Raw genomic sequence first — 20046 nt, forward strand, 5'->3', positions numbered from 1 at the left:
GCTGAACCGCACGCACCGCGGCGACCTGCCTTACGCGGACCGGGCGTTGCCCGGCGGGTACGGCGGACGCGCCGGCACCGGGGGCTCGAGGGCCGGCAGCGGCGGCAGCGCCGTCTCCTCCACCCACGCCGTGAACAGGTCGTCCAGCGGCCGGGACGCGAACCGTGCGGCGTGGGCGGTGAAGGCGCCGGTCGTCACGGTCCCGCCCCGGTGCAGGCCGGCCCAGCTCCGCAGCATCCGGAAGAACGCCTCGTCGCCCAGCGCGCAGCGCACCGCGTGCAGCACCAGGCCGCCGCGTTCGTAGAGGCGGTCGTCGAACATCCGCTTGCGGCCCGGGTCGGCGAGTCGCAGGTCCTGCGGCAGCGAGGACAGCTTCCGGTGGGCCGTCTCGGCCAGCCGAGCGGCCGCCGGGCCCCCGGACCGCTCCGACCAGAGCCATTCCGCGTACTTGGCGAAGCCCTCGTTGAGCCAGATGTGCCGCCAGTCGGCGACGGTCACGCTGTTGCCGAACCACTGGTGCGCCAGCTCGTGCGCCACCAGCCGCTCACAACCCCGCGCGCCGTCCACGTGGTTGGCGCCGAACAGCGACAACCCCTGTGCCTCGACGGGGACGTCGAGTTCCTCCTCGGTCACCACCACCGCGTACTCGCCGAACGGGTAGGGACCGAACAGCTCCTGGAACAGGGCCATCATGGCGGGTTGGCGCGCGAAGTCCCGGGAGAACTGCGGGAGCAGGCGCGCGGGGATGTGCCCGTGCTGCGGCACACCGTCCTCCCCCGGATCGCCGAGCAGCACGGTCTGGTACCTGCCGATCGACAGCCCGACGAGATAGCTGGAGGTCGGTGCGGGCTGCTCGTACACCCACGTGGTCGTCGACGCCTTCGTGGTGCGGGTCAGCAGTCGCCCGCCCGTCACGACGGAGTACGCCGACGGCGTGGTGACCGAGATCTGGTAGGACGCCTTGTCCGCCGGGCGGTCGTTGCACGGGTACCACGAGGGTGCCCCGACCGGCTGGCTCGCCACCAGCGCCCCGTCCTCCAGTTCCTCCCAGCCGACGCCGCCCCAGGGGGTGGTGACGGGCTTCGGATTGCCGGACCAGTGGACCTCGACGGTGAACGCGGCGCCCGCCCGGACCGGTTTGGGCGGTCGGATGCGCAGTCGGCCGCCACGGTGCGTGTAGTGCGCCGCCCGGCCGTCCACCTTGACCCGGCCGACGCGGAAGTCGGCCAGGTCGAGCTGGAATTCGTCGAGCGGGGCCCGGCCCGCTATGGCGCCCAGCCGCGCCGTCCCGGCGAGCCGGTTGGGGCCGGGGCGGTAGTCCAGCGTGAGCTCGTAGCGGTGGACCCGGTAACGCGGGTCGCCGTTGTCGGGGAAGTAGGGATCTGCTTCCGCCTTCTGCCGAGGGCTCACTGGTGCTTCTGCTCCCTGCGCTGTGCTCGTACGTCGTGCCGGTGCCCCGTCCCCCGGCCCGGACGGCGTCACGTCGCTCGCTTCCGGGGACGCCATGCCTCGATCGGGTTGCCCAGCCAGCGGGTGTCGTCGGGCACGGACTCCGCCGCCATCACCAGCGAGGCCGGACCCAGCGTGGTGCGGGCCCCGACCGTGCTGCCGGGCAGGACGATTCCGCCAGGACCCAGCGTGGCGCCCTCACGGAGGACCACAGTATCCGTCCGCAAGATCCGGTCGTGGAAGAGGTGGGTCTGCAGGACACAGCCGCGGTTGACCGTGGCTCCGTCCCCCAGCGTGACCAGGTCGGTCTCGGGCAGCCAGTAACTCTCCACCCACACGCCCCGGCCGATCCGGGCGCCCAGGCCGCGCAGCCACAGCGTCGTCAGCGGCGTGCCCGGCACCGATCCGGCGAGCCACGGCACGGCCACGACCTCGACGAACGTGTCCGCCAGCTCGTTGCGCCAGACGAACGAGCTCCACAGCGGGTGCTCCCCGGCCCGGTGGCGGCCCACCAGCAGCCACTTGGCCGCGACCGACAGGGCGCCCGCGGCCAGTCCGGCGCACAGCAGGACCGCCCCGCACAGCAGCCAGGCCCAGCCGCCCAGCGCGCTGAGCGCCGCGGCCGTCAGCACGGCGAGGGCCGCCGAGCAGAACACGGGCACGATCCGGCACAGCTCGACCAGCCCGCGCGCCCACAACAGCCGGGCCGGCGGTTCGTAGGTGCGGCTCTGGTCGCCGCCGGACACCGCGCGCGGCAGCTTCACCGGCGGCAGACCCAGGTAGGAGCTGCCCTTCTTGGCCTTCTTCGGCGTCGCCGACAGCACACCGACCAGCCCGCCGTCCGGCACGCTGCGGCCCGGTGCGGTCATCCCGGAGTTGCCGAGGAACGCCCGCCGGCCGATCTCCGCGTGCCCGATCCTCACCCAGCCGCCGCCCAGCTCGTACGGGGCGGTCAGCGTGTCGTCCGCCAGGAACGCCCCGTCGCCGACCGTGGTCAGGCTCGGCAGCGCCAGCACGGTCGACACCTCGGCGCCCCGCCCGATCCGCATGCCGAGCAGCCGCAGCCACACCGGGGTGACCAGCCCGGCGTACAGCGGGAACAGCATCTCCCGCGAACGGTCCATCAACTGGGTGACCGTCCAGGCCTGCCAGCCGGTCCGGCTGTGCGTCGGGTACGTGCCCTCGCGCAACTTGAGGCTGGTCAGCCGTACGGCGACCAGGAGCGACAGGGCGTACGTCAGACCGAAGGCGAGCGTCGCGGGCACGAGTGCCACGGCGGCGCCCCGCAGGGCCGCGCCGAGACCGGCGGCCGGGCCGGCGAAGGCGTGCGCCACCAGGAGCGCGGCCAGCGCCGCCGGCACGGGCAGGGCCGTCAACGCGAAGCCGGTGACGCCGTACACCGCCCGCCACCGCGTGCCGCGGGCCGGCCGCTCCTTGGGCCAGTTGTGCTTGGCCCTGCCGAGCTTGACGGCGGGTGCGCCCGCCCAGCGCTGCCCGGTCGGGATCTGCCCGACGACGGCCGACCCGGGTGCGACCTCGGCGCGCTTGCCGACGCGCGCACCCGGGAAGAGCACGCTGCGCGTGCCGACGACGGCGTGCGCGCCCACCTTGACCGGGCCGATCTCCAGCCGGTCGCCGTCCAGCCAGTGGCCCGCCAGGTCCACCTCGGACTCGACGGCCGCACCCCGGCCCAGTTTGAGCATGCCGGTCACCGGGGGCAGCGAGTGCAGATCCACGTCGGGGCCGACCTTGGCGCCCAGCGCCCGGGCATACCGCTCCAGCCACGAGCCCGTCAGCGAGGTGGCTCCGCTGAACTCGGCGAGCCGTTCGGCGGCCCACAGCCGCAGGTGCACGCCGCCGCCGCGCGCGTACCGGCCCGGTTCGACGCCCCGCAGCAGCAGCCGGGCCCCGCCCGCGGCGATCGCGATCCGCCCCGGCGGGCTGAAGAACAGCAGCGCCCCGGCCGCCACGGCCCACCAGGAGGTCGTCGGCGCCCAGGGGTACGGACCGAACCAGTGCAATACGTTGCCGAGCGCGGCCAGCGCCACGGTCCAGCGCAGCCCGAGGACGGTGAACAGGGGGAGAAGCAGGAGGAGTTGCAGCGCTCCGGCCCGCGCGGGCACGGGGGCGATCACGCGCTGCGCGCCGTCGTCCTGCGCCGACTCCTCAAGGTGGCGGGCGAGTTGGCGCAGCCTCGGCTGCTGGTAGATGTCGAGGACGGCGGCGCTGGGATAGCGGGTGCGCAGCCGGGTGGTGAGCTGGGCGGCGGCCAGACTGCCGCCGCCGATCGCGAAGAAGTCGTCGGACGCGTCGGTCACCGGGACGCCCAGGACCTCGGTCCACTGCTCGGCGAGCCAGGCCTCCGTGCCGTAGAGCTGAGCGGCGGGGCCTTCCAGGCCCTCCAGCGGCCAGGGCAGTGCGCCCCGGTCGACCTTGCCGGAGGTCCGGGTCGGCAGGTCGGCGACGGGTGCGAGCAACGGGACGAGTGCGGCGGGCAGTTCGGCGCGCAGCTTCTCGACGGCCGCCGTGTGGTCCCAGCCGTCCTGGGTGACGACGTATCCGACGAGGAGCTGGTTGCCGCTGCGCGCGGTCCGTACGGCCGCGGCGGCGCCGGCGACCCCGGGCAGGGCCTGCAACGCGGCGTCCACCTCGCCGAGTTCGATGCGTCTCCCGCCGAGTTTGATCTGCTCGTCGGCGCGCCCGAGGAAGATCAGGCCCTCCGGCTCGGCCCGGACGAGGTCGCCGCTGCGGTAGGCGCGCGCCCAGCCCAGGGAGGGGAGGGGCGCGTACTTCTCGGCGTCCTTCTCGGCGTCGAGGTAGCGGGCGAGGCCGACGCCGCCGATCACCAACTGCCCGCTCTCCCCCATCGCCACCGGCTGCCCGGCGTCGTCCACGACGGCCAGTTCCCAGCCGTTCAGGGGCTGCCCGATCCGGATCGGCTCCTCGCCGGTCAGCAGCGAGGCACAGGCCACCACGGTCGCCTCGGTCGGCCCGTAGGTGTTCCAGACCTCGCGTCCCTCGGTGACCAGCCGCTGCGCCAGCTCGGGCGGGCAGGCCTCGCCGCCGAAGATCAGCAGGCGTACGTCGTTGAGCGTCTCGGGCTCCCAGAGCGCGGCCAGCGTCGGCACGGTGGAGACGACGGTGATCTCCTGATCGACCAGCCAGGGTCCGAGGTCGGCTCCGCTGCGCACCTGCGCGCGCGGTACGGGCACCAGGCAGGCCCCGTAGCGCCAGGCCAGCCACATCTCCTCGCAGGAGGCGTCGAAGGCCACGGAGAGGCCCGCCATGACCCGGTCGCCGGGCCCGATCGGTTCCTGCGCCAGGAAGAGGGCGGCTTCCGCGTCCACGAACGCAGCGGCGCTGCGGTGGCTGACGGCGACGCCCTTGGGTTTCCCGGTGGAGCCCGAGGTGAAAATGATCCAGGCGTCGTGCTCGACGCCTGGGCGGGCGGCGGGGACGTCGGACGTGCCGTTGACGGTGATCCGGTGCCCGGCGCCCACGACCGCGCGGACCTGCGCCTCCCCGAACACCAACTCGGCGCGCTCGTCGGGGTCCTCGGCGTCCACGGGGACGTAGGCGGCACCCGCGGCGAGGACGGCGAGGATCGCCACGTACAGGTCGTCGGTGCCGGACGGGACGCGCACGCCGACCCGGTCGCCGAGGCCGACCCCGGCGTCCGCGAGCCGCCGCCGGAGGGCTTCGACCTCGACGGCGAGGGCGCGGTAGGTCAGGCAGCGGCGGCCGTCGTCGAGGGCCGGTTCGTCGGGGTACGCCCGCACCGAGGCGTCGAGGATGTCCAGGAGCGTCCGCGGCGCGGCGGCGGGTGCGGCCGAGAAGCGCGCGCGGTCGCCGAACTCGGCGCGCATCTCGTCGTCGGACAGGGCGACTGCGGGGCCTTGCTGGAGGGCTGCCATCGGGTCCTCACGTGTCGTTCCCGGATCGTTCCGGGCGCTGGTGGGCCCGCAGGGATGCCTGGGGATCTTCCGTCCAGCTCCAAACAAGCGGTCAACTTTAGTACGTCACGGCCGGGACCAGGACGTTCCGCCATCTGGAGGGGCGGCCGGAGCCACGCGGAATCAGTAATTCCGGCGCGCTGACATGGAGATGTGTCATCGTGACGAGAGATCCCCCACACCGTCGGCGACCACGGGCCGCGCTCCTGCGGGTCACTGCACGCGAACCGCCCAACGGCTCCCCCGCAGCGCCACCGTGGTGGTGACGCCCACCACGCACGGCCTGCGGGGCGTCGAGCCGAACCCGAACCGCACGGCGGGTTCGACCGGTGCCAGGGAGCCGAGGTCCTCGCCTTCGTAGACGGCCCGGGCCTCGACGACGGGACGCAGGTCCTTCGCCCCGTACCACTCGCGCCGGCCGGCGCCCGCGCTGCCGTGGGTCCGCACTCCCAGCAACGCCCTGGCGGCCGGGGCCACCAGCACCGCCCACAGCGGACGGGCGGCGAGCGGACCGGGCACGGCTTTGAGCAGCAGGCCCACGGGACCTCTGCGGCCGGTGACGAAACGCAGGCGGAACACGGGCGTCGTCACCGTCCACTCCCTACGGCCGACGTCCACGCCGACCGGTACGACCCGGACCTCGTCGAAGGTGTAGGTCCCGGCGACGAAACGCGCCGTCCGCGCCGAGGGGGCCAGAAGGACACGGTGGCCGTCCTTCCGCTCCAGCATCACATCGCTGAACGGCCCGAACGGCGACCGCGGCCAGTGGCCCAGCACCACCCGCGTACCCGACGACGTACCGATCCCCGCGATCCACCCCTCGAACCGCAGCCGTACGCGTCGGCCGGGCCCATGGCCGACGTGGGGCGCGGTCGTGCCCGGCACGCCTCACCGTTCCCGTCCACGGTCACCGCTCAGCGGCCGGCCGTCGCCGACGAGGTCGAACACGCCGTGGGCCCGGGCCACGCACAGCGGATTCATCGGGACTCCTCCCGTTCGGTGGTGCGCCGGGGTACCCGGATGCGCCGTCCCCAACGCGGCACCCGAGGCCCGCAGTACCCGGACACCACAGGACAAAACGCATGAGACGGACATCAGGCCGGGGCCTCGGGCAGCGGACGGGCGGCGGACCGGACCGGGCGCGACTAGATCGGATCCGCCCCGCTGCCGTCGGGCGGGCGCCCCGTCGTGATCAGATGAATGACGGCCCTCTCGATCGCTCCCTGCGTCGCCGGCACGCCGAAGGCGCCCTCGGCGCCGAGGCGGTCCAGACAGGGGGCGATGGTGGCGCCTTCCTCGAAGAGTTCGATCACACGCGGGTTGATGTAGGAGGCGCGGCACACGGCCGGCGTGTTGCCCAGGTAGTCGGCGACCTCACGGACGGCACGGACGATCGCCCGGCGCCGCCCCGTCTCGCTGCGGGCCGCGGGCGTCCGGCCGCCGACGCCCTGACGGGCTCACCAGTACCCTCATCGGAACCCGCCAGTCGCTCGCCGGGCGCCCGGTGGATTTGCCTTCGAGTGGACTCCAGCCCGCACACTGATCACGGCCGAATCCGACTGGGGACGTGAAAGGGCGGCAGCAGCACATGGGGACGACGAACCCGGCAGGGCACCCTCTGCCGTACGACACCTACCGGCAGGCGCTCGAGCGGGAGACGCTGCGCTTCGTCGAAGTGGTCTCAGGCGCGGACCCCGCGACCGCCGTGCCGTCCTGCCCCGACTGGACGCTGGCGGAGCTCACCCGGCACGTGGGGGCCTTGCAGCGGTGGTTCTGCACGCTGTTGACCCGGCGGGTGCAGGAGCCTCCGCGCAGCCGCGACGTCGAACTCGGGCTCCCGGAACGCGCGGAGGAGTATGCCGACTGGGTGGCGGCGGGCGTGCCTACGGTGGCCGAGGTGCTGCGGGACACGGATCCTCAGGCGGGGATGTGGGCCTGGGGTGAGGACCGGCACGCGCGGTTCTGGGCCCGCCGGATGCTGTGCGAAACGCTGGTGCACCGGGTGGACGCCGAGCGTGCCGTCGGCCTCGCGTCGGACATCGACGCCGTGCTGGCGGCGGACGGGGTGGACGAGTTCCTCGTCAATCTGCCCTACGCGGGTGTCTTCGCCCCCGGCGTGACCAAGCTGAACGGCAACGGCGAGGTCATCGCCTTCCGGTGCGCGGACTCCGGCGGCGCAGCCGGCGAGGAGTGGCGGGTGCGACTGGATCCGGACGGTTTCCGCCTGCTGCCCCCGGCGGAGGCCGAAGGTGACGCGGCGCCGACCGCGGAGGTCCGGGGGCGGGCCGCGGACCTCCTGCTGCTGCTCTACGGGCGGCGGGCGTACCAGGAGAGCGCCTTCGACGTCTCGGGAGAGACCGCTGTACTGGACCGCTGGTTCGCCCACACGGCTTTCTGAGCCGAGCCGGGGCTCCGGGCGGGTCTCAACTCGGCCTCAGTACGACCGCCTGGCCGCCCGCGGGGGCCATCGACACGCTCAGCGTGGTCGCCGAGGTGACGGTCCGTGTGCTCACGACGACCGGGGTCTGGTACGGGCTCGTGCCCGGGGTTCCGTCGGCATAGATCGTCGCCGTATAGGTGCCGCTGCCGAGGAAGGACAGCGGTAGGGACAGGGTGCGGGCGGTCTCGTTGGTCATCGCCCCGAGGAACCAGTTCACGCCGCTGCGGCGGGCGACCGCGATGTACTGGCCGATGGACCCCGTCAGCGTCCTGCTTCGGTCCCAGGTGGCGGGAACGGCGTCGAACCAGGGCAGGCCGGGCCAGTTGGCGGTGTTGGCGTACTTGGACGGGGCGTCGTACCAGTACAGGAAGTTCAGCGGCTGGTAGTAGACCGCCGCCATCGCCATCTGGTGGGCGTTGGTGGTCTGGTCACGGGACTGCCCGTAGCAGATGGTGTAGTCCATCGGCCCGCCGACGTTGCGGGCGAAGGGCAGGGTGACGTTGTGGGTGGCGGTTGGGAAGTGCTCGTTGCCCCGCACACCCTCGAGGCTGATCCAGTTCGGGCAGGTCCGCTCGTAGCCGAACGGCCGCACGTCGTCGTGCGTGTCGAGCAGAAGTTTGTACTTCGCCGCCGTCCTGGCCCAGGCGGTGATCTGGTTGGTCATGGCCTGGGTGCCGTCGTTGATGAAGCCCAGCTTGACGCCGGCGACGCTCCAGTTGCGGTAGAGGGCGAACAGGGAGTCCGCGTCGGGCATGGCGAGCGGGTTGACGTAGAGGATGACGCCGATGCCCTTGCTCCTGGCGTAGGAGATCACCGAGGGCAGGTCGATGTCGGGGATCGGCTTGGTGGCATCGGTCGTCGTGTGCTCCGGGCCGTACCAGCCGGAGTCGTACTCGATGTACTGCAGGTTGCGGGCGACGGCGAAGTCGACGCCCGCCATGCCCGCGGCGGTGGTCAACTGGCAGCGGAAGACCTTCCCCGGCTTGATCCACGAGGTGTCGGCGAGCGTGTTCGGGGGAGCCAGGTTGAGCACCAGTTCGGCATTGTCCACCAGCTCGGCGTGGGTCGAGCCGATGACCACCGCGCGCCAGGGCGTGGCGAAGGGTGTCGTGACCGTTGAGGTCGTCTGGACCGTTCCGGAGCCGCGGGCCGTGTGCTCCATCAGATACGCGGCAAGGGTGTTGGGCTCACCCGACACCGAACCGAGCATCAGCCGGGGGTAATTGACACGGGAGGATTCGCAGACGCAGGCGATGAGTCCGCCGGCGCCGGTGTAGGTCGCGGTCAGGGGCAGGTCGGTCAAGGGACCGGTGTCCGTGGAGGAGGTGCCGGTGGACGGGATGGAGCCGGGAGCAACCGGGTTGTAGGGGTCCTCGTCCCGGGCGCTGTAGACGAGCGTGCCGTCGGGGAAGACGAACGTCGTCAGTTCGTCGGCGATGGTGGCGGTGCCCGAGTCGAGCAGGACGTAGCGGAACGCGACGCCCGACGCATAGGCGCGGATCTGGACGCCGAAGTTGACGGAGGTGCGGGTGTCGCGCAGGTTCCAGCGCATCTCCTGGTAGGTGTCGGCGACGGTCGCGTTGCGTCCGTACACCGGGTTCCAGGTGGTGTCGACGTGCCAGTGCTGGTAGTTCGTCAGGACGGCCTCGGCACCGAGCGTGGTGCCGTCGCTCAGCCGCAGACCCATCGTCGAGGTGTCGATCACCGTCGTGCCGTTGCGCTTGGCGGACCACCGGAGCGCACCGTCGATCAGCGACATCGTGATGGCGGTCGTGCCGTCGAGCGAGGTGGCGGTGACCGAGGCGTCGGCGGCCTCGGCCGTGCGCGCGGTGCCGACACCGAGCGCGGCGGCCGCGGCGGTGACGGCGGCGCCCTTGAGGACCCCGCGGCGGGAGGGTTCCCGACGTCCGGAAACGATCACGGCGTGCTCCTCGCTGCAGAGGCTAACCAACAAAGCCGACCATCAAACAACAGATTTCGACTGCCGGAGCGTTTCTAGTACCTGACCGACCACAGGTCAACCCTCGTTACAGGAACGGGCATTGGCCGAAATCTCGGACAGGAGGGGCACCCAGGTTTCCACCGAGACCCACTGGCCGAGTTGCGGCCGGTCAAGAATCAACAAAATCGAACGCACATCTTGACGTCAGTGAACGGGCCCGACTCTCATGGGGTCCCCCGCCCGCCGGGCACAGGGGCCGCTGGGCCCCGGCAGGGGGACGAGCCGAAGAGAGGGACGAAGCATGCCCAAGGAAGCACCCCGTCGGCCCGCCCACCGGTGGCGGCGCAGAACCGCCGCCCTTGTGACGTTCCTCGGCACCGTTGCGGCACTGCTGCTTCCGGCGACCGAGGCGCACGCGGCCGGCGTGTCGTTCACCACCGGCGCCGCACGCACCGACCAGAACGGCAACGCCCTTCAGCTCCACGGCCTCGGCATCATCAAGGTGGGCGGCACCTGGTACGGCTTCGGGGAGGACAAGACCGGCGAGACCTCCTCGGACACGTCGTTCCAGGACATCCCCTGCTACACCTCCTCCGACCTGGGCACCTGGACCTACCAGGGCGTCGCGCTGGCCAGGCAGAGCAGCGGCGACCTGGGGCCGGGCCGCATCGTGGAGCGTCCCAAGGTCATCTACAACGCCTCGACGAGCACGTACGTGATGTACATGCACATCGACAGCACGAACTACTCCGAGGCCAAGGTCGGCGTGGCGACCAGCAGCACGCCGTGCGGCCCGTACACCTACCGGGGGAGCTTCCGGCCGCTGGGCAACCTCAGCCGTGACCTCGGCCTGTTCCAGGACACCGACGGCACCGCCTACCTGCTCAGCGAGGACCGCAACAACGGCCTGCGCATCGACAAGCTGTCCGCCGACTACCTCTCCGTCGACAGCGCGGTGGCGGTGCTGGGCGGCAGTGGCAGCAACAGCGTCGAGGCGCCCGCCATGGTCAAGGTCGACGGTGTCTACTACGTGTTCGGCTCCCACCTCACCGGGTGGAGCCTGAACGACAACGTCTACGCCACCGCCACGTCGCTGAGCGGCCCGTGGTCGGCGTTCCGGAACTTCGCCGCTCCCGGCACCCACACCTACGGCAGCCAGACGGCGAACGTCATCACGGTCCAGGGCACCTCCGGGACGACCTACATCTACGCCGGCGACCGCTGGAACACCTCCGACCTGGGCTCGTCCAAGCTGATCTGGCTGCCGCTGACCATCAGGGGACGCACGGTGAACCTCGGTCAGTACCCCACGTGGTCCCTCGACGCCGGCGCCGGCACCTGGACCGCCGACAGCGGCCTTCCCGCCGCGGGGGTCCACACCCTGACCGACGTCAACAGCGCTCTGCTGATGGACGTGTCGGGCGCCTCCACGTCGAACGGCGGCAAGGTCATCCAGTGGCCGTCCACGGGCGGCGCCAACCAGCAGTGGACCTTCACCCGGGTCGGGGACAACGTCTACACGTTGAAGAGCGTGAACAGCGGCCTGTGCCTGGACGTGCCCAACCAGTCGACCGACACCGGCGTGCAACTGCAGCAGTGGACCTGCAACGGCGGCACGAACCAGCAGTGGTTCCTCGACCTGGTGGGCAGCTACACCGGAAGCACGTACATGCTCGCCGGCGTGGGCAGCGACCTGGACATCGGCGTCGCGGGCGGTGTCACCACCAAGGGGACGGCGGTGGACCAGGAGACGGGCACCGGCGGGACGAGCCAGCAGTGGAGCCTCTCCTGATTCCGTGTCCGCGGCCTCGTCACCGGTAGCGCAGCAGCAGCATCGCCGCGTCGTCCTGGAGCGGGCCGTTCACATGCTGGAGCAGGTCCTGGCGCAGGGTTTCCAGGGCGTCCTCGGGGTCCGGCTCCTTGAGCAGGTGGGCGCGTTCGGTGAGGGCGTAGAACCGGCCGTCGGCATCGCGCGCCTCGATGATTCCGTCGGTGTACAGCAGCAGTTGGTCACCCGGGAGGAAGGCGGTGTCGAACGGCACCGGTTCGGCACCGCCGTGTTCGCCCAGGCCGAGCGGGAGCGCGTAGGCGGGCGGTTCGGGCAGGTGCACGCTGCCGTCGGACCGGATCACCATGGGTGCGGGGTGGCCGACGTTCAGGAACGTGACCTGGTGCCCGCTCAGCTCGGCCAGGATGGCCGTGACGAACCTCTCGTCGCTCAACTGCCGTGCGACCGACCGCTCGAGCCTGCGCCCGACCTGCACCAGGTCCGCTTCGTCCAACGCGGCTTCCCGGAAGGCCCCGAGAACCACGGCCGCGGTCTCCACCGCCTCCAGCCCGTTGCCCTGGACGTCGCCCACGATCACCCGAACGCCCTGGGAGGCGGCGACGACTTCGTACAGGTCTCCGCCGATCCGGGCCTCGGCGACGGCGGACGTGTAGGAGACGGCCGCCCTCAAGTGGCCGGCCAGGCGCGGCACCGGCTTGAGCAGCACCCGCTGGGCCGCCTCGGCGATCGAACGGACGCTGTCCAGCTCCGCCTCCCGCTTCCGGCGCATGGACACGGCCACGAGCCCCGCGACGGTCACTCCCACGACGGAGGCGAAGGTCATGGAACCGCGTCGCACATCGGTCAGATTGTCGCACCAGGCCAGGCCGACGCACAGCAGCAGCCCCGTCCCGCCGACGCACGCGGTGCGTCTCCAGCCGCCCACGAGCGGGGCGAACGCCGGCCCGAGCGACACCAGCGGCAGGAAGTGCATGGACGGGCCGGCGGCGATATCGACCACCCCGACCGCGGCCATCACGGCGAACGGCACCACGGACAGGAAAGTCGACTGGCGGTCGTTCACGGTCACGTCGCCCTCCGGAACCCGGGCGGCCTGTCGCGGATCAAGGGGGGCGGACAGGCCGCTGGAACCTTCCCCCCGCGCTGCGGGCCTCGCACACCGCATCGTCGCAGACGTACCTGTCGATCCTCACCGAAAGCTTCGCCCATCCCCGTAAAGAGGGAGACCTCACCGCCGGGGCGACCGCAGGGCTCATCCGATTCCCATCTCTTTCCCATCCGGGCATCACCGGGAGACGTGACCGTGGTGCCCGTGCCGGGTGGCGGACGGTCAGGGAGGCGAGACGAGCGATGGCGACGCGACGGCCGCCGGGCAGGCCCCCCTCGGAGTGTCCCGGGCCGTTCCGTTCCCCCCACTGCCCCCGCAGGTCGGCGCGGTGTTCGCTTCGGATTCGGCAGGAGCCGTGACCGGGGCCGACCGGGCGGGAGTCCGGGTCGGGCGGGGCGCGTAGGTGCTCGGCCGGGCGTTGTCGTACCCCCGGTGTAGCGTCCGGGCCGGAGTCGGGCTCATGCTCGGCGGTGGACGGAGGAGTGGGGATGACGAGCACGACGGGCGAGCCCGTGGTCGTGGTGTCCCGGCGCATCGACGCGCCGGCGGGGGACGTCTTCCGGATCCTGGCCGACCCCGGACGGCATCCGGACCTCGACGGCTCCGGGATGCTGCGGGGCGGGGTCTCCGCATCCGTGGTCTCGGGCGTCGGGGACGTCTTCGTGATGCGGATGCACTACGAGCGCTACGGCGACTACGAGATGATCAACCACGTCGTCGAGTACGAGCCGGACCGCCGCATCGGCTGGGAGCCGAGGCCCGGTCGAGGGCACCCGGACGCCTCCACGCCCGGGGCCGCGTGGGGCCACCGCTGGATCTTCGACCTGGTCCCGCGCGGAGCCGGGGCGACGGTCGTGACGGAGATCTTCGACGGTTCACGCATGCCGGAGGACAAACGCGCGGAAGTGGACGGCGGGCGCGCCTGGTGGCAGACGCAGATGGCTCGCTCCCTGGAACGCCTCGCCGAACTGTGCGCCGCCCGGTGAACGCCGAACTCGACGCCCTCAAGGGCGCCCTGGACCGCCAGCGCGGGCACGTTTTCGGGATCCTCGACGGGCTCTCGGAGGAGGATCTGCGGCGGCCGGTGCTGCCCAGCGGCTGGAGCTGCCTGGCATTGGTGCGCCACCTCACCCTGGACGTCGAACGCTTCTGGTTCCCCGGGGTGATCGCGGGCGAGCCGGATGTGGCCGGGCAGCTCACCGCGGGCGCGGAGGCGCACTGGTACGTGCCCGAGGGGATGAGCGCCGAGGAGGTCTTCGCCGGCTACCGGGCGGCCATCGCACGCGCGGACGCCGTGCTCGCCACCGCCGCGCCCGAACAGGCGCCCGCCGCCTGGCCCGTGGAGATCTGGCCGACCTGGCGGCTGCCCGACGTGCGGCACGTCCTGATCCACGTGCTCGCGGAAGTCGCCTGCCACAGCGGCCACTTGGACGCGGTGCGCGAACTGATCGACGGCACCACCTGGCTCGGCGGCAACCCTTACGCCGGCTAGGGCTCGTTGCGGCAGAAGGAAAACAGTAGTCACAGGGATAGTAGCCATGGACATAGTAGCCATGTACTGTATCTTTCATGAGTACGGCACCCGAGGGCGCGACGCCCGGATTCCTCGTCTGGCGGCTGTCGATGAAGTGGCGTGTGGCCGTCGACCGCGCGGTGGCCCCGCTCGGCCTGACCCACGCTCAGTACTCGCTGGTGGCGACACTGTCCGGCATGCACCGCACCGGCCGGCGCCCCAGCCAGCGGCAACTCGCGGACCACACCGGGCTCGAGGCGCTCTACGTCTCGAAGCTCGCCCGCACCCTGGAGGCGGCCGGCCTCCTGGACCGGACCCGGGACCCGGCGGACCCGCGGGCCGTGCAGCTCTCGCTCACCACCCGGGGGCAGGAGGTGGCGCGGCAGGCGATCCAGGCGGTCCAGCGGCTCCATGAACAGTTCCTCCAGCCACTCGGCGGACCGGGCAGCGCCCGCACGAAGGACTTCATGCGTGAGGTGCGGACATTGCTCGACGCCCCACTCGATCCGTTCGTCGTCACCGACCTCGACAAGGAGCAGTCATGACCGAGCCCACCCCTCTCGCCAACGGGCGGCTGATAGGCCTCACCCACTACGCGAGCCGTGCCCTGCTGGAGCGCGCGCTCGCCCGCACCGGCACCACCTTCACCCAGTCGACCGTGCTGCGGACGCTCGCCGACAACGGCGGGGACGTCGAGCGGAACTCGCTCGCGGCGCTGGTGGCCGACGCGCTCAAGGTCACCGATGAGCAGACCGTCCGCACGGCGGTCGACGAGCTCGTCACCGAGGAGGTTCTCCAGGTCTCCGCCGACGGCCGGGTCTCGTTCACCGACCGCGGCCGGGAGCGGTTCGACGGCATCCAGGCCGCCGGCCAGGAGATCGCCTCCCGCCTCTATGCGGGCATCCCGCGGGAGGACCTGGAGGCGGCCGGACGCGTGCTGACGCTGGTGCTCGACCGTGCGACGGCCGAGCTGACGGCCGCGTAGGCACGAACCCCACACGCCACGCTCCCAAGGTCGTGGAATATTCAACCATCCGTGCCGGTTGTGCGCCCCGTGAGGAGGTCCTCCGTGAAGACCACGTACTACGACCACGGGACAGCCGCGGAGCGCTGGGAGCGGGCGCGGATGTTCTTCGACGCCAAGGACTACTACGCCGCGGCGCAGGTCCTCGAGGGGCTGGTCGCCGAGGTGCCGGAGCAGACCGGGCCGCGGCTGCTGCTGGCGCGCGCCTACTACCACTCGGCCCGACTGCGCCGCGCCGAAGCGGAATTGCGCGTCCTCGTGGAGCGCGACCCGGTGGAGCACTACGCCCGGCTGCTGCTCGGGCGCACCCTCCAGCGGCAGGGGCGCGACAGCGAGGCCGCACCGCATCTGCGGCTGGCCTCGGCGCTCGCGGGTGACTTCACGGACGTCTGATCACGCGGCGGCCGGCGGCGCCCCACGCGGCGAGCCCCACCACCGTGCACGCCGGCGGCCGCGTACCGGCCGCCGCGGGACGGCGGCGCTCAGTGTCGGCCGCCGCCGTCCGCCGGGTCCGTCCCGTGGGGGCGTCCGTCGTGCCGCCCGCGCCGGCCGTCTCCGGCAGGGCGCGCAGGAGCTGTTCGCCGGCCGGCGACAGCGCGGTGACGAAGCGGGCGAGGACGGCCTCGCGGTCGCGTTGTGCCATCCGTCATCTCCCTCCGGCATCCGCTTCCGCGTATCGGACTACGCCACCCGGCCGCCGTACGTGCGCCTGCCACGCCGGTGCGCGATCTCGCCCAGCACGACGTCCACCGCGACGAACACCGCGAGCGGTATGCCGAGCAGCGGCAGGAAGTAGCCGAGGACCGCGATCACCGCCAGGCAGGGCACGAGGAACTGCGGTGGCACGTGCTGCCAGGCGCCGCGCGGGATCGGCCGCCCGAACGCGCCCGCCCGGCCGCGCTGCCACCACATGCGGTACCCCCAGACGATCAGCAGGACCAGGCAGAGCGCGAGGGCCATCAGGGCGACCTGGTTGACGATCCCGAAGAGGACACCGGTGTGCAGGTCGATGCCCCAGCGGGTCAGCTTGGCCAGGACCGGGTAGTCCGCGAAGCGCACGACGTCGGTGACCTCGCCGGTGGCCGGATCGACGGCCACCGAGTCCTGCTTCTCGGGCCAGTTCCGCTGCACCTGCTTCACGACGTAAGCGGAGGCGGCGTCGGCGGGCGGGACGATCTCCACCGGGTCGCTCAGCCCCTTGGCGCGTGCCGCCGCCAGCACCGCGTCGGGGCCCACGCCGTGCTCGCCGCCGCCGGTGGCCGCCGCCGAGCCGTGGCCCGCGTGCTCGCCGCCCGCGGCCGCCGAGACGGACGGGGTGGCCTGGCCGAGGGAGGTGCGCAACGCGTCGACGTTGGCCCCCGCGTGGGCGGACCAGGTCAGGCCCGTCGCGGAGAGGAAGAAGAACCCGGCCGCCGCCCACACGCCGACCGTGCCGTGCAGTCCGAGGGTGCGGCGGCGGCCGCTCGTGCCGCGGACCGCTCGCTGTGCACGCCGGCGTGCGAACCACAGCACGAGGCCGCCGCCGGCGATCACCCAGAGCCAGCTCGCGGCGAGTTCGCTGTAGAGCCGCCCGTTCTCGCCGAGACGCAGGTCGCGGTGGAACTCGTCGATCCAGGTACGCAGCGGCAGGGCGCCGGTGGAGCCGTACTGCTCCAGGGCGCCGCGTACCTTCCCGGTGTACGGGTCGACGAAGACGGCGAGTGTGTGGCCCTCGGCGACGCCGGGGACGCCGGTGAGCAGCACCCTGGTGGTGGCGTCCTTCGCCGGTGAGGGGCGTACGGCGGACACGGTGCCCTCGGGGTGGGCCTTGCGGGCGGCGGCGACCTGGTCGCCGATCGGCAGCTTGGCGTCGCCGGCCGGGACGGTCAGCTCGTGGGCGTAGACGATCTTCTCGGCCTGGAACGAGGCGGCGTACAGGACTCCCGTCAGCGCGGCGACCAGCAGGAACGGGGCGACGAGGAGGCCCGCGTAGAAGTGCAGGCGCAGCACCAGGGGCCGCAGCGGCGCCCATGGGGAGGGCGAGGGGGCGACGGGCGGCGGGGACTGGTCCGTCGTGGGTGAGGGAGCGGTGGACATCGGCGGCCTCTCCGAGGGCTCGGTTCTCAGCGGTGGCGGTCCAGAGGTCGGGGAAGGACGGGGCCGAGTTCCGGCAGGTGTGCGTGGCGTGGGTCACACGAAGGAGCCGAGGGTGCCGTGGCATGCTGGCGCGATGGCATCCGCACGTGACCTGAAGCCTCTCGCCGAGCGGGTCGAGGAACTGCTCGCCGCCGGCGGCCCGTTGCCGATCGTCGCCGCCGGTCAGCCGGTGCTGCGCCGTGGCGCCGAGCCGTTCGACGGTCAGTTGGAGCCCGCGCTGCTGGCCCGGTTCGTCGAGGCCCTGCGTGTGACGATGCGTGCGGCGCCGGGAGTGGGCCTCGCGGCGCCCCAGGTCGGGGTGCCGTTGCGGATCGCGGTCATCGAGGACCCGGCGCCGGTGCCGGACGAGGTGCGGGTGGCACGCGGGCGGGTGCCGCAGCCCTTCCGGGTGCTGGTGAACCCGTCGTACGAGGCGGTCGGCACCGAGCGCGCCGCGTTCTTCGAGGGCTGCCTGAGCGTGCCGGGCTGGCAGGCCGTGGTGGCCCGGCACGCCCGGGTGCGGCTGCGGGCGCTGGACGAGCACGGGGCCGCCGTGGACGAGGAGTTCACGGGATGGCCGGCCCGTATCGTCCAGCACGAGACGGATCACCTGGACGGCACGCTCTACCTGGACCGGGCCGAGCTGCGCTCGCTGTCGTCGAACGAGGCGGTCGCGGCACGGTGGGCCCAGCCGACGCCGGAACGGGCAGCGCGGGAAATGGGGTTCACGCTGCCCGGCTAGCGTGGGCCGGGGTCATCGCCGGTCGATCATCCCCGGTACGCCTCCAGCAGCCGCAGCCACACCTCGCTGATCGTCGGGAACGAGGGCACCGCGTGCCACAGACGGTCGATGGGCACCTCGCCGGCGACTGCGATGCTGGCGGAGTGGATGAGTTCGCCGACGCCGGGGCCGACGAACGTGACGCCCACCAGGGTCTGGCTGTCCAGGTCGACGACCATGCGGGCGCGGCCGCGGTAGCCGTCGGCGAAGAGGTTCGCACCCGCCACCGAGGAGAACTCGACGTCCACGGCGCGGACCCGGCGGCCGGCCTGTTCCGCCTCGGCCAGCGACAGGCCCACGGCCGCCGCTTCCGGGTCGGTGAAGACCACCTGCGGGACGGCCGCGTGATCGGCGGTCGCGGAGTGGGCGCCCCAGCGGTCCGTCTCCAGCAGCGGGACGCCCGCCGCGCGGGCCGCGATCGCCGCGCCCGCGATACGGGCCTGGTACTTGCCCTGGTGGGTCAGGAGCGCGCGGTGGTTGACGTCGCCGACCGCGTACAGCCACTCGCTGCCCGTCACGCGCAGTGAGTCGTCGACGGGCAGCCAGGAGCCGGGCTCCAGGCCGACCGTGTCGAGGCCGATGTCGCCGGTGCGCGGAGTCCGGCCGGTGGCGAAGAGGATCTCGTCGGCCTCGAGGCGGTCGCCGGCGTCCGTGACGACCACGACCGTGTCGCCCTCGCGACGTACCGACTCCACCGAGGTCCCGGTGCGCACGTCCGCGCCCGCCTCGGTGAGCGCCTCGGCGACCAGCTCCCCGGCGAACGGCTCCATGCGCGGCAGCAGGCCCTTGCCGCGGACCAGCACGGTGACCCGCGAGCCGAGGGCCTGCCAGGCGGTGGCCATCTCGGCGGCCACCACACCGCCGCCCACGACGATCAGCCGGCCGGGGACGGATGCGGCGCTGGTGGCCTCACGGCTGGTCCACGGGTTCACCTCGGCGACCCCGGGCAGGTCGGGAAGCTGGGCGTCGCTGCCCGTGCACACGGCCACCGCGTGGCGGGCGGTCAGCACCTGCCGCTCCCCGCCCGGACCCGTGACGGTCACCCTGCGTGGACCGTCCAGCCGTCCGTGGCCCCGGTAGAGGTCGGCGCCGATGCCGTCGAGCCAGGAGACCTGCCCGTCGTCCTTCCAGTCCCCGACCTCGTAGTTGCGGTGGGCGAGGACCGCGGAGGCGTCGAGGGGGCCCTGCACGCGGTGGGCGACGCCGGGGACGCGGCGGGCGTCGGCGCGGGCGATCACCGGGCGGAGCAGCGCCTTGCTGGGGATGCACGCCCAGTAGGAGCATTCGCCGCCGACCAGTTCGCTCTCCACGACCGCGGTGGACAGGCCCGCCGCACGGGTGCGGTCGGCGACGTTCTCCCCCACGGGACCGGCCCCGAGTACCACGACGTCGTACGCGATGGATTCCGTTTCCGTCATGGGGACAGTCTGGTGGGTGGTGTGCCCGGTGGCCACACGGGTAGGGCGCGGAATACGTGACCAGGTGTGACCGTTGACGACAGCGGCTCGGCCCCGACATCAGGAAGAGGGATTCGCCATGAGCAACACCGTGGAGCTCACCAAGGAGAACTTCGACCAGACGGTGCAGGACAACGACTTCGTGCTGATCGACTTCTGGGCGTCCTGGTGCGGGCCGTGCCGTCAGTTCGCGCCGGTGTACGAGAAGGCCGCCGAGGAGAACCCGGACCTGGTGTTCGGCAAGGTGGACACCGAGGCGCAGCCCGAGCTGGCGGCTGCGTTCGGCATCCAGTCGATCCCCACGCTGATGATCGTCCGGGACCGGGTCGCCGTGTTCGCGCAGCCTGGTGCGCTGCCGCAGTCCGCTCTGGACGACGTGATCGGGCAGGCCCGCAGGCTGGACATGGACGAGGTCCGCAAGGCGGTGGCGGAGCAGCAGACCAAGGCCGAGCAGAACGGCGAGTAGCGGCTGCCG

General features: G+C 72.4%; 17 protein-coding genes and 1 pseudogene. 9 read left to right on the forward strand and 9 right to left on the reverse strand.

The features are described from left to right. Nucleotides 1–30: 30 nt before the first annotated feature. The 4 genes and pseudogenes from ACZ4SW_RS19415 to ACZ4SW_RS19430 all read right to left on the reverse strand — a co-directional run. Nucleotides 31–1482, reverse strand: a complete 1452-nt coding sequence (locus tag ACZ4SW_RS19415; RefSeq protein ID WP_468244966.1) for a M1 family metallopeptidase — start codon at nt 1480–1482, stop codon at nt 31–33. Continuing rightward, nucleotides 1479–5363, reverse strand: a complete 3885-nt coding sequence (locus tag ACZ4SW_RS19420; RefSeq protein WP_468244643.1) for a Pls/PosA family non-ribosomal peptide synthetase — start codon at nt 5361–5363, stop codon at nt 1479–1481. The genes ACZ4SW_RS19415 and ACZ4SW_RS19420 overlap by 4 nt, the downstream gene beginning before the upstream one ends. A 252-nt stretch (nt 5364–5615) precedes the next feature. Next, a complete protein-coding gene (locus ACZ4SW_RS19425) occupies nt 5616–6287 on the reverse strand; it encodes a hypothetical protein (RefSeq protein WP_468244645.1) in 672 nt (223 codons plus the stop codon). 260 nt (nt 6288–6547) lie between these two features. Next, nucleotides 6548–6826, reverse strand: a pseudogene (locus ACZ4SW_RS19430) (DNA topoisomerase IB); the annotation flags it as partial. Nucleotides 6827–6990: 164 nt separating this feature from the next. On the opposite strand from ACZ4SW_RS19430, the gene ACZ4SW_RS19435 reads away from it, so the two are divergent. Further along, a complete protein-coding gene (locus ACZ4SW_RS19435; protein WP_468244648.1) occupies nt 6991–7800 on the forward strand; it encodes a maleylpyruvate isomerase family mycothiol-dependent enzyme in 810 nt (269 codons plus the stop codon). A gap of 25 nt (nt 7801–7825) precedes the next feature. Here the strand turns inward: ACZ4SW_RS19435 and ACZ4SW_RS19440 are convergent, their stop codons facing one another. Further along, entirely contained in the window at nt 7826–9763 is a 1938-nt protein-coding gene (locus tag ACZ4SW_RS19440; protein ID WP_468244651.1) for a glycoside hydrolase family 97 protein, read from the reverse strand. A 322-nt stretch (nt 9764–10085) separates the two neighbouring features. On the opposite strand from ACZ4SW_RS19440, the gene ACZ4SW_RS19445 reads away from it, so the two are divergent. Further along, entirely contained in the window at nt 10086–11576 is a 1491-nt protein-coding gene (locus tag ACZ4SW_RS19445; protein WP_468244653.1) for an RICIN domain-containing protein, read from the forward strand. 19 nt (nt 11577–11595) lie between these two features. Here ACZ4SW_RS19445 and ACZ4SW_RS19450 read toward each other — a convergent pair whose 3' ends face one another. Next, entirely contained in the window at nt 11596–12588 is a 993-nt protein-coding gene (locus ACZ4SW_RS19450) for a PP2C family protein-serine/threonine phosphatase (RefSeq protein WP_468244970.1), read from the reverse strand. A gap of 581 nt (nt 12589–13169) precedes the next feature. Here ACZ4SW_RS19450 and ACZ4SW_RS19455 point away from each other — a divergent pair. The 5 genes from ACZ4SW_RS19455 to ACZ4SW_RS19475 all read left to right on the forward strand — a co-directional run bounded on the left by ACZ4SW_RS19455 (nt 13170) and on the right by ACZ4SW_RS19475 (nt 15611). Next, a complete protein-coding gene (locus ACZ4SW_RS19455) occupies nt 13170–13667 on the forward strand; it encodes an SRPBCC family protein (protein ID WP_468244656.1) in 498 nt (165 codons plus the stop codon). Then, nucleotides 13664–14173, forward strand: coding sequence for a DinB family protein (locus ACZ4SW_RS19460; protein ID WP_468244658.1), 510 nt, complete (start codon nt 13664–13666; stop codon nt 14171–14173). The genes ACZ4SW_RS19455 and ACZ4SW_RS19460 overlap by 4 nt, the downstream gene beginning before the upstream one ends. Before the next feature lie 77 nt (nt 14174–14250). Beyond that, nucleotides 14251–14739 carry a MarR family winged helix-turn-helix transcriptional regulator gene (locus ACZ4SW_RS19465; RefSeq protein ID WP_468244661.1) on the forward strand — a complete coding sequence of 163 codons (489 nt, stop codon included), beginning with the start codon at nt 14251–14253 and terminating at the stop codon, nt 14737–14739. Next, entirely contained in the window at nt 14736–15179 is a 444-nt protein-coding gene (locus tag ACZ4SW_RS19470; RefSeq protein ID WP_468244663.1) for a MarR family winged helix-turn-helix transcriptional regulator, read from the forward strand. Before ACZ4SW_RS19465 ends, ACZ4SW_RS19470 begins: the two co-directional genes overlap by 4 nt. A gap of 84 nt (nt 15180–15263) precedes the next feature. Continuing rightward, nucleotides 15264–15611 (forward strand): tetratricopeptide repeat protein, encoded by a 348-nt coding sequence (locus ACZ4SW_RS19475; RefSeq protein WP_468244665.1) that lies wholly within the window; start codon nt 15264–15266, stop codon nt 15609–15611. Here the strand turns inward: ACZ4SW_RS19475 and ACZ4SW_RS19480 are convergent. Further along, nucleotides 15598–15861 carry a hypothetical protein gene (locus ACZ4SW_RS19480; RefSeq protein WP_468244668.1) on the reverse strand — a complete coding sequence of 88 codons (264 nt, stop codon included), beginning with the start codon at nt 15859–15861 and terminating at the stop codon, nt 15598–15600. The two genes, ACZ4SW_RS19475 and ACZ4SW_RS19480, sit on opposite strands and share 14 nt — an antisense overlap. A 38-nt stretch (nt 15862–15899) precedes the next feature. Beyond that, nucleotides 15900–17294 (reverse strand): PepSY-associated TM helix domain-containing protein, encoded by a 1395-nt coding sequence (locus ACZ4SW_RS19485; protein ID WP_468244670.1) that lies wholly within the window; start codon nt 17292–17294, stop codon nt 15900–15902. A gap of 133 nt (nt 17295–17427) precedes the next feature. On the opposite strand from ACZ4SW_RS19485, the gene ACZ4SW_RS19490 reads away from it, so the two are divergent. After that, the gene (locus tag ACZ4SW_RS19490; protein WP_468244673.1) at nt 17428–18075 is read left to right on the forward strand and encodes a peptide deformylase; all 648 of its coding nucleotides are present in this window, start codon (nt 17428–17430) and stop codon (nt 18073–18075) included. 26 nt (nt 18076–18101) lie between these two features. Here the strand turns inward: ACZ4SW_RS19490 and ACZ4SW_RS19495 are convergent, their stop codons facing one another. Beyond that, entirely contained in the window at nt 18102–19532 is a 1431-nt protein-coding gene (locus tag ACZ4SW_RS19495; RefSeq protein ID WP_468244675.1) for a dihydrolipoyl dehydrogenase family protein, read from the reverse strand. A gap of 73 nt (nt 19533–19605) precedes the next feature. On the opposite strand from ACZ4SW_RS19495, the gene trxA reads away from it, so the two are divergent. Beyond that, nucleotides 19606–20037, forward strand: a complete 432-nt coding sequence (gene trxA, locus ACZ4SW_RS19500; RefSeq protein WP_468244678.1) for a thioredoxin — start codon at nt 19606–19608, stop codon at nt 20035–20037. Nucleotides 20038–20046 lie beyond the last annotated feature (9 nt).

This window comes from Streptomyces sp. NPDC028331, assembly GCF_055565775.1.

Bases quoted from the DNA above. Each gene is read 5' to 3' on its own strand.
- ACZ4SW_RS19420 (WP_468244643.1), bottom strand. From the start codon at position 5,363: ATGGCAGCCCTCCAGCAAGGCCCCGCAGTCGCCCTGTCCGACGACGAG.
- ACZ4SW_RS19435 (WP_468244648.1), top strand. From the start codon at position 6,991: ATGGGGACGACGAACCCGGCAGGGCACCCTCTGCCGTACGACACCTAC.
- ACZ4SW_RS19445 (WP_468244653.1), top strand. From the start codon at position 10,086: ATGCCCAAGGAAGCACCCCGTCGGCCCGCCCACCGGTGGCGGCGCAGA.
- ACZ4SW_RS19450 (WP_468244970.1), bottom strand. From the start codon at position 12,588: ATGGCCGCGGTCGGGGTGGTCGATATCGCCGCCGGCCCGTCCATGCAC.
- ACZ4SW_RS19455 (WP_468244656.1), top strand. From the start codon at position 13,170: ATGACGAGCACGACGGGCGAGCCCGTGGTCGTGGTGTCCCGGCGCATC.
- ACZ4SW_RS19465 (WP_468244661.1), top strand. From the start codon at position 14,251: ATGAGTACGGCACCCGAGGGCGCGACGCCCGGATTCCTCGTCTGGCGG.
- ACZ4SW_RS19470 (WP_468244663.1), top strand. From the start codon at position 14,736: ATGACCGAGCCCACCCCTCTCGCCAACGGGCGGCTGATAGGCCTCACC.
- ACZ4SW_RS19480 (WP_468244668.1), bottom strand. From the start codon at position 15,861: ATGGCACAACGCGACCGCGAGGCCGTCCTCGCCCGCTTCGTCACCGCG.
- ACZ4SW_RS19485 (WP_468244670.1), bottom strand. From the start codon at position 17,294: ATGTCCACCGCTCCCTCACCCACGACGGACCAGTCCCCGCCGCCCGTC.
- ACZ4SW_RS19490 (WP_468244673.1), top strand. From the start codon at position 17,428: ATGGCATCCGCACGTGACCTGAAGCCTCTCGCCGAGCGGGTCGAGGAA.
- ACZ4SW_RS19495 (WP_468244675.1), bottom strand. From the start codon at position 19,532: ATGACGGAAACGGAATCCATCGCGTACGACGTCGTGGTACTCGGGGCC.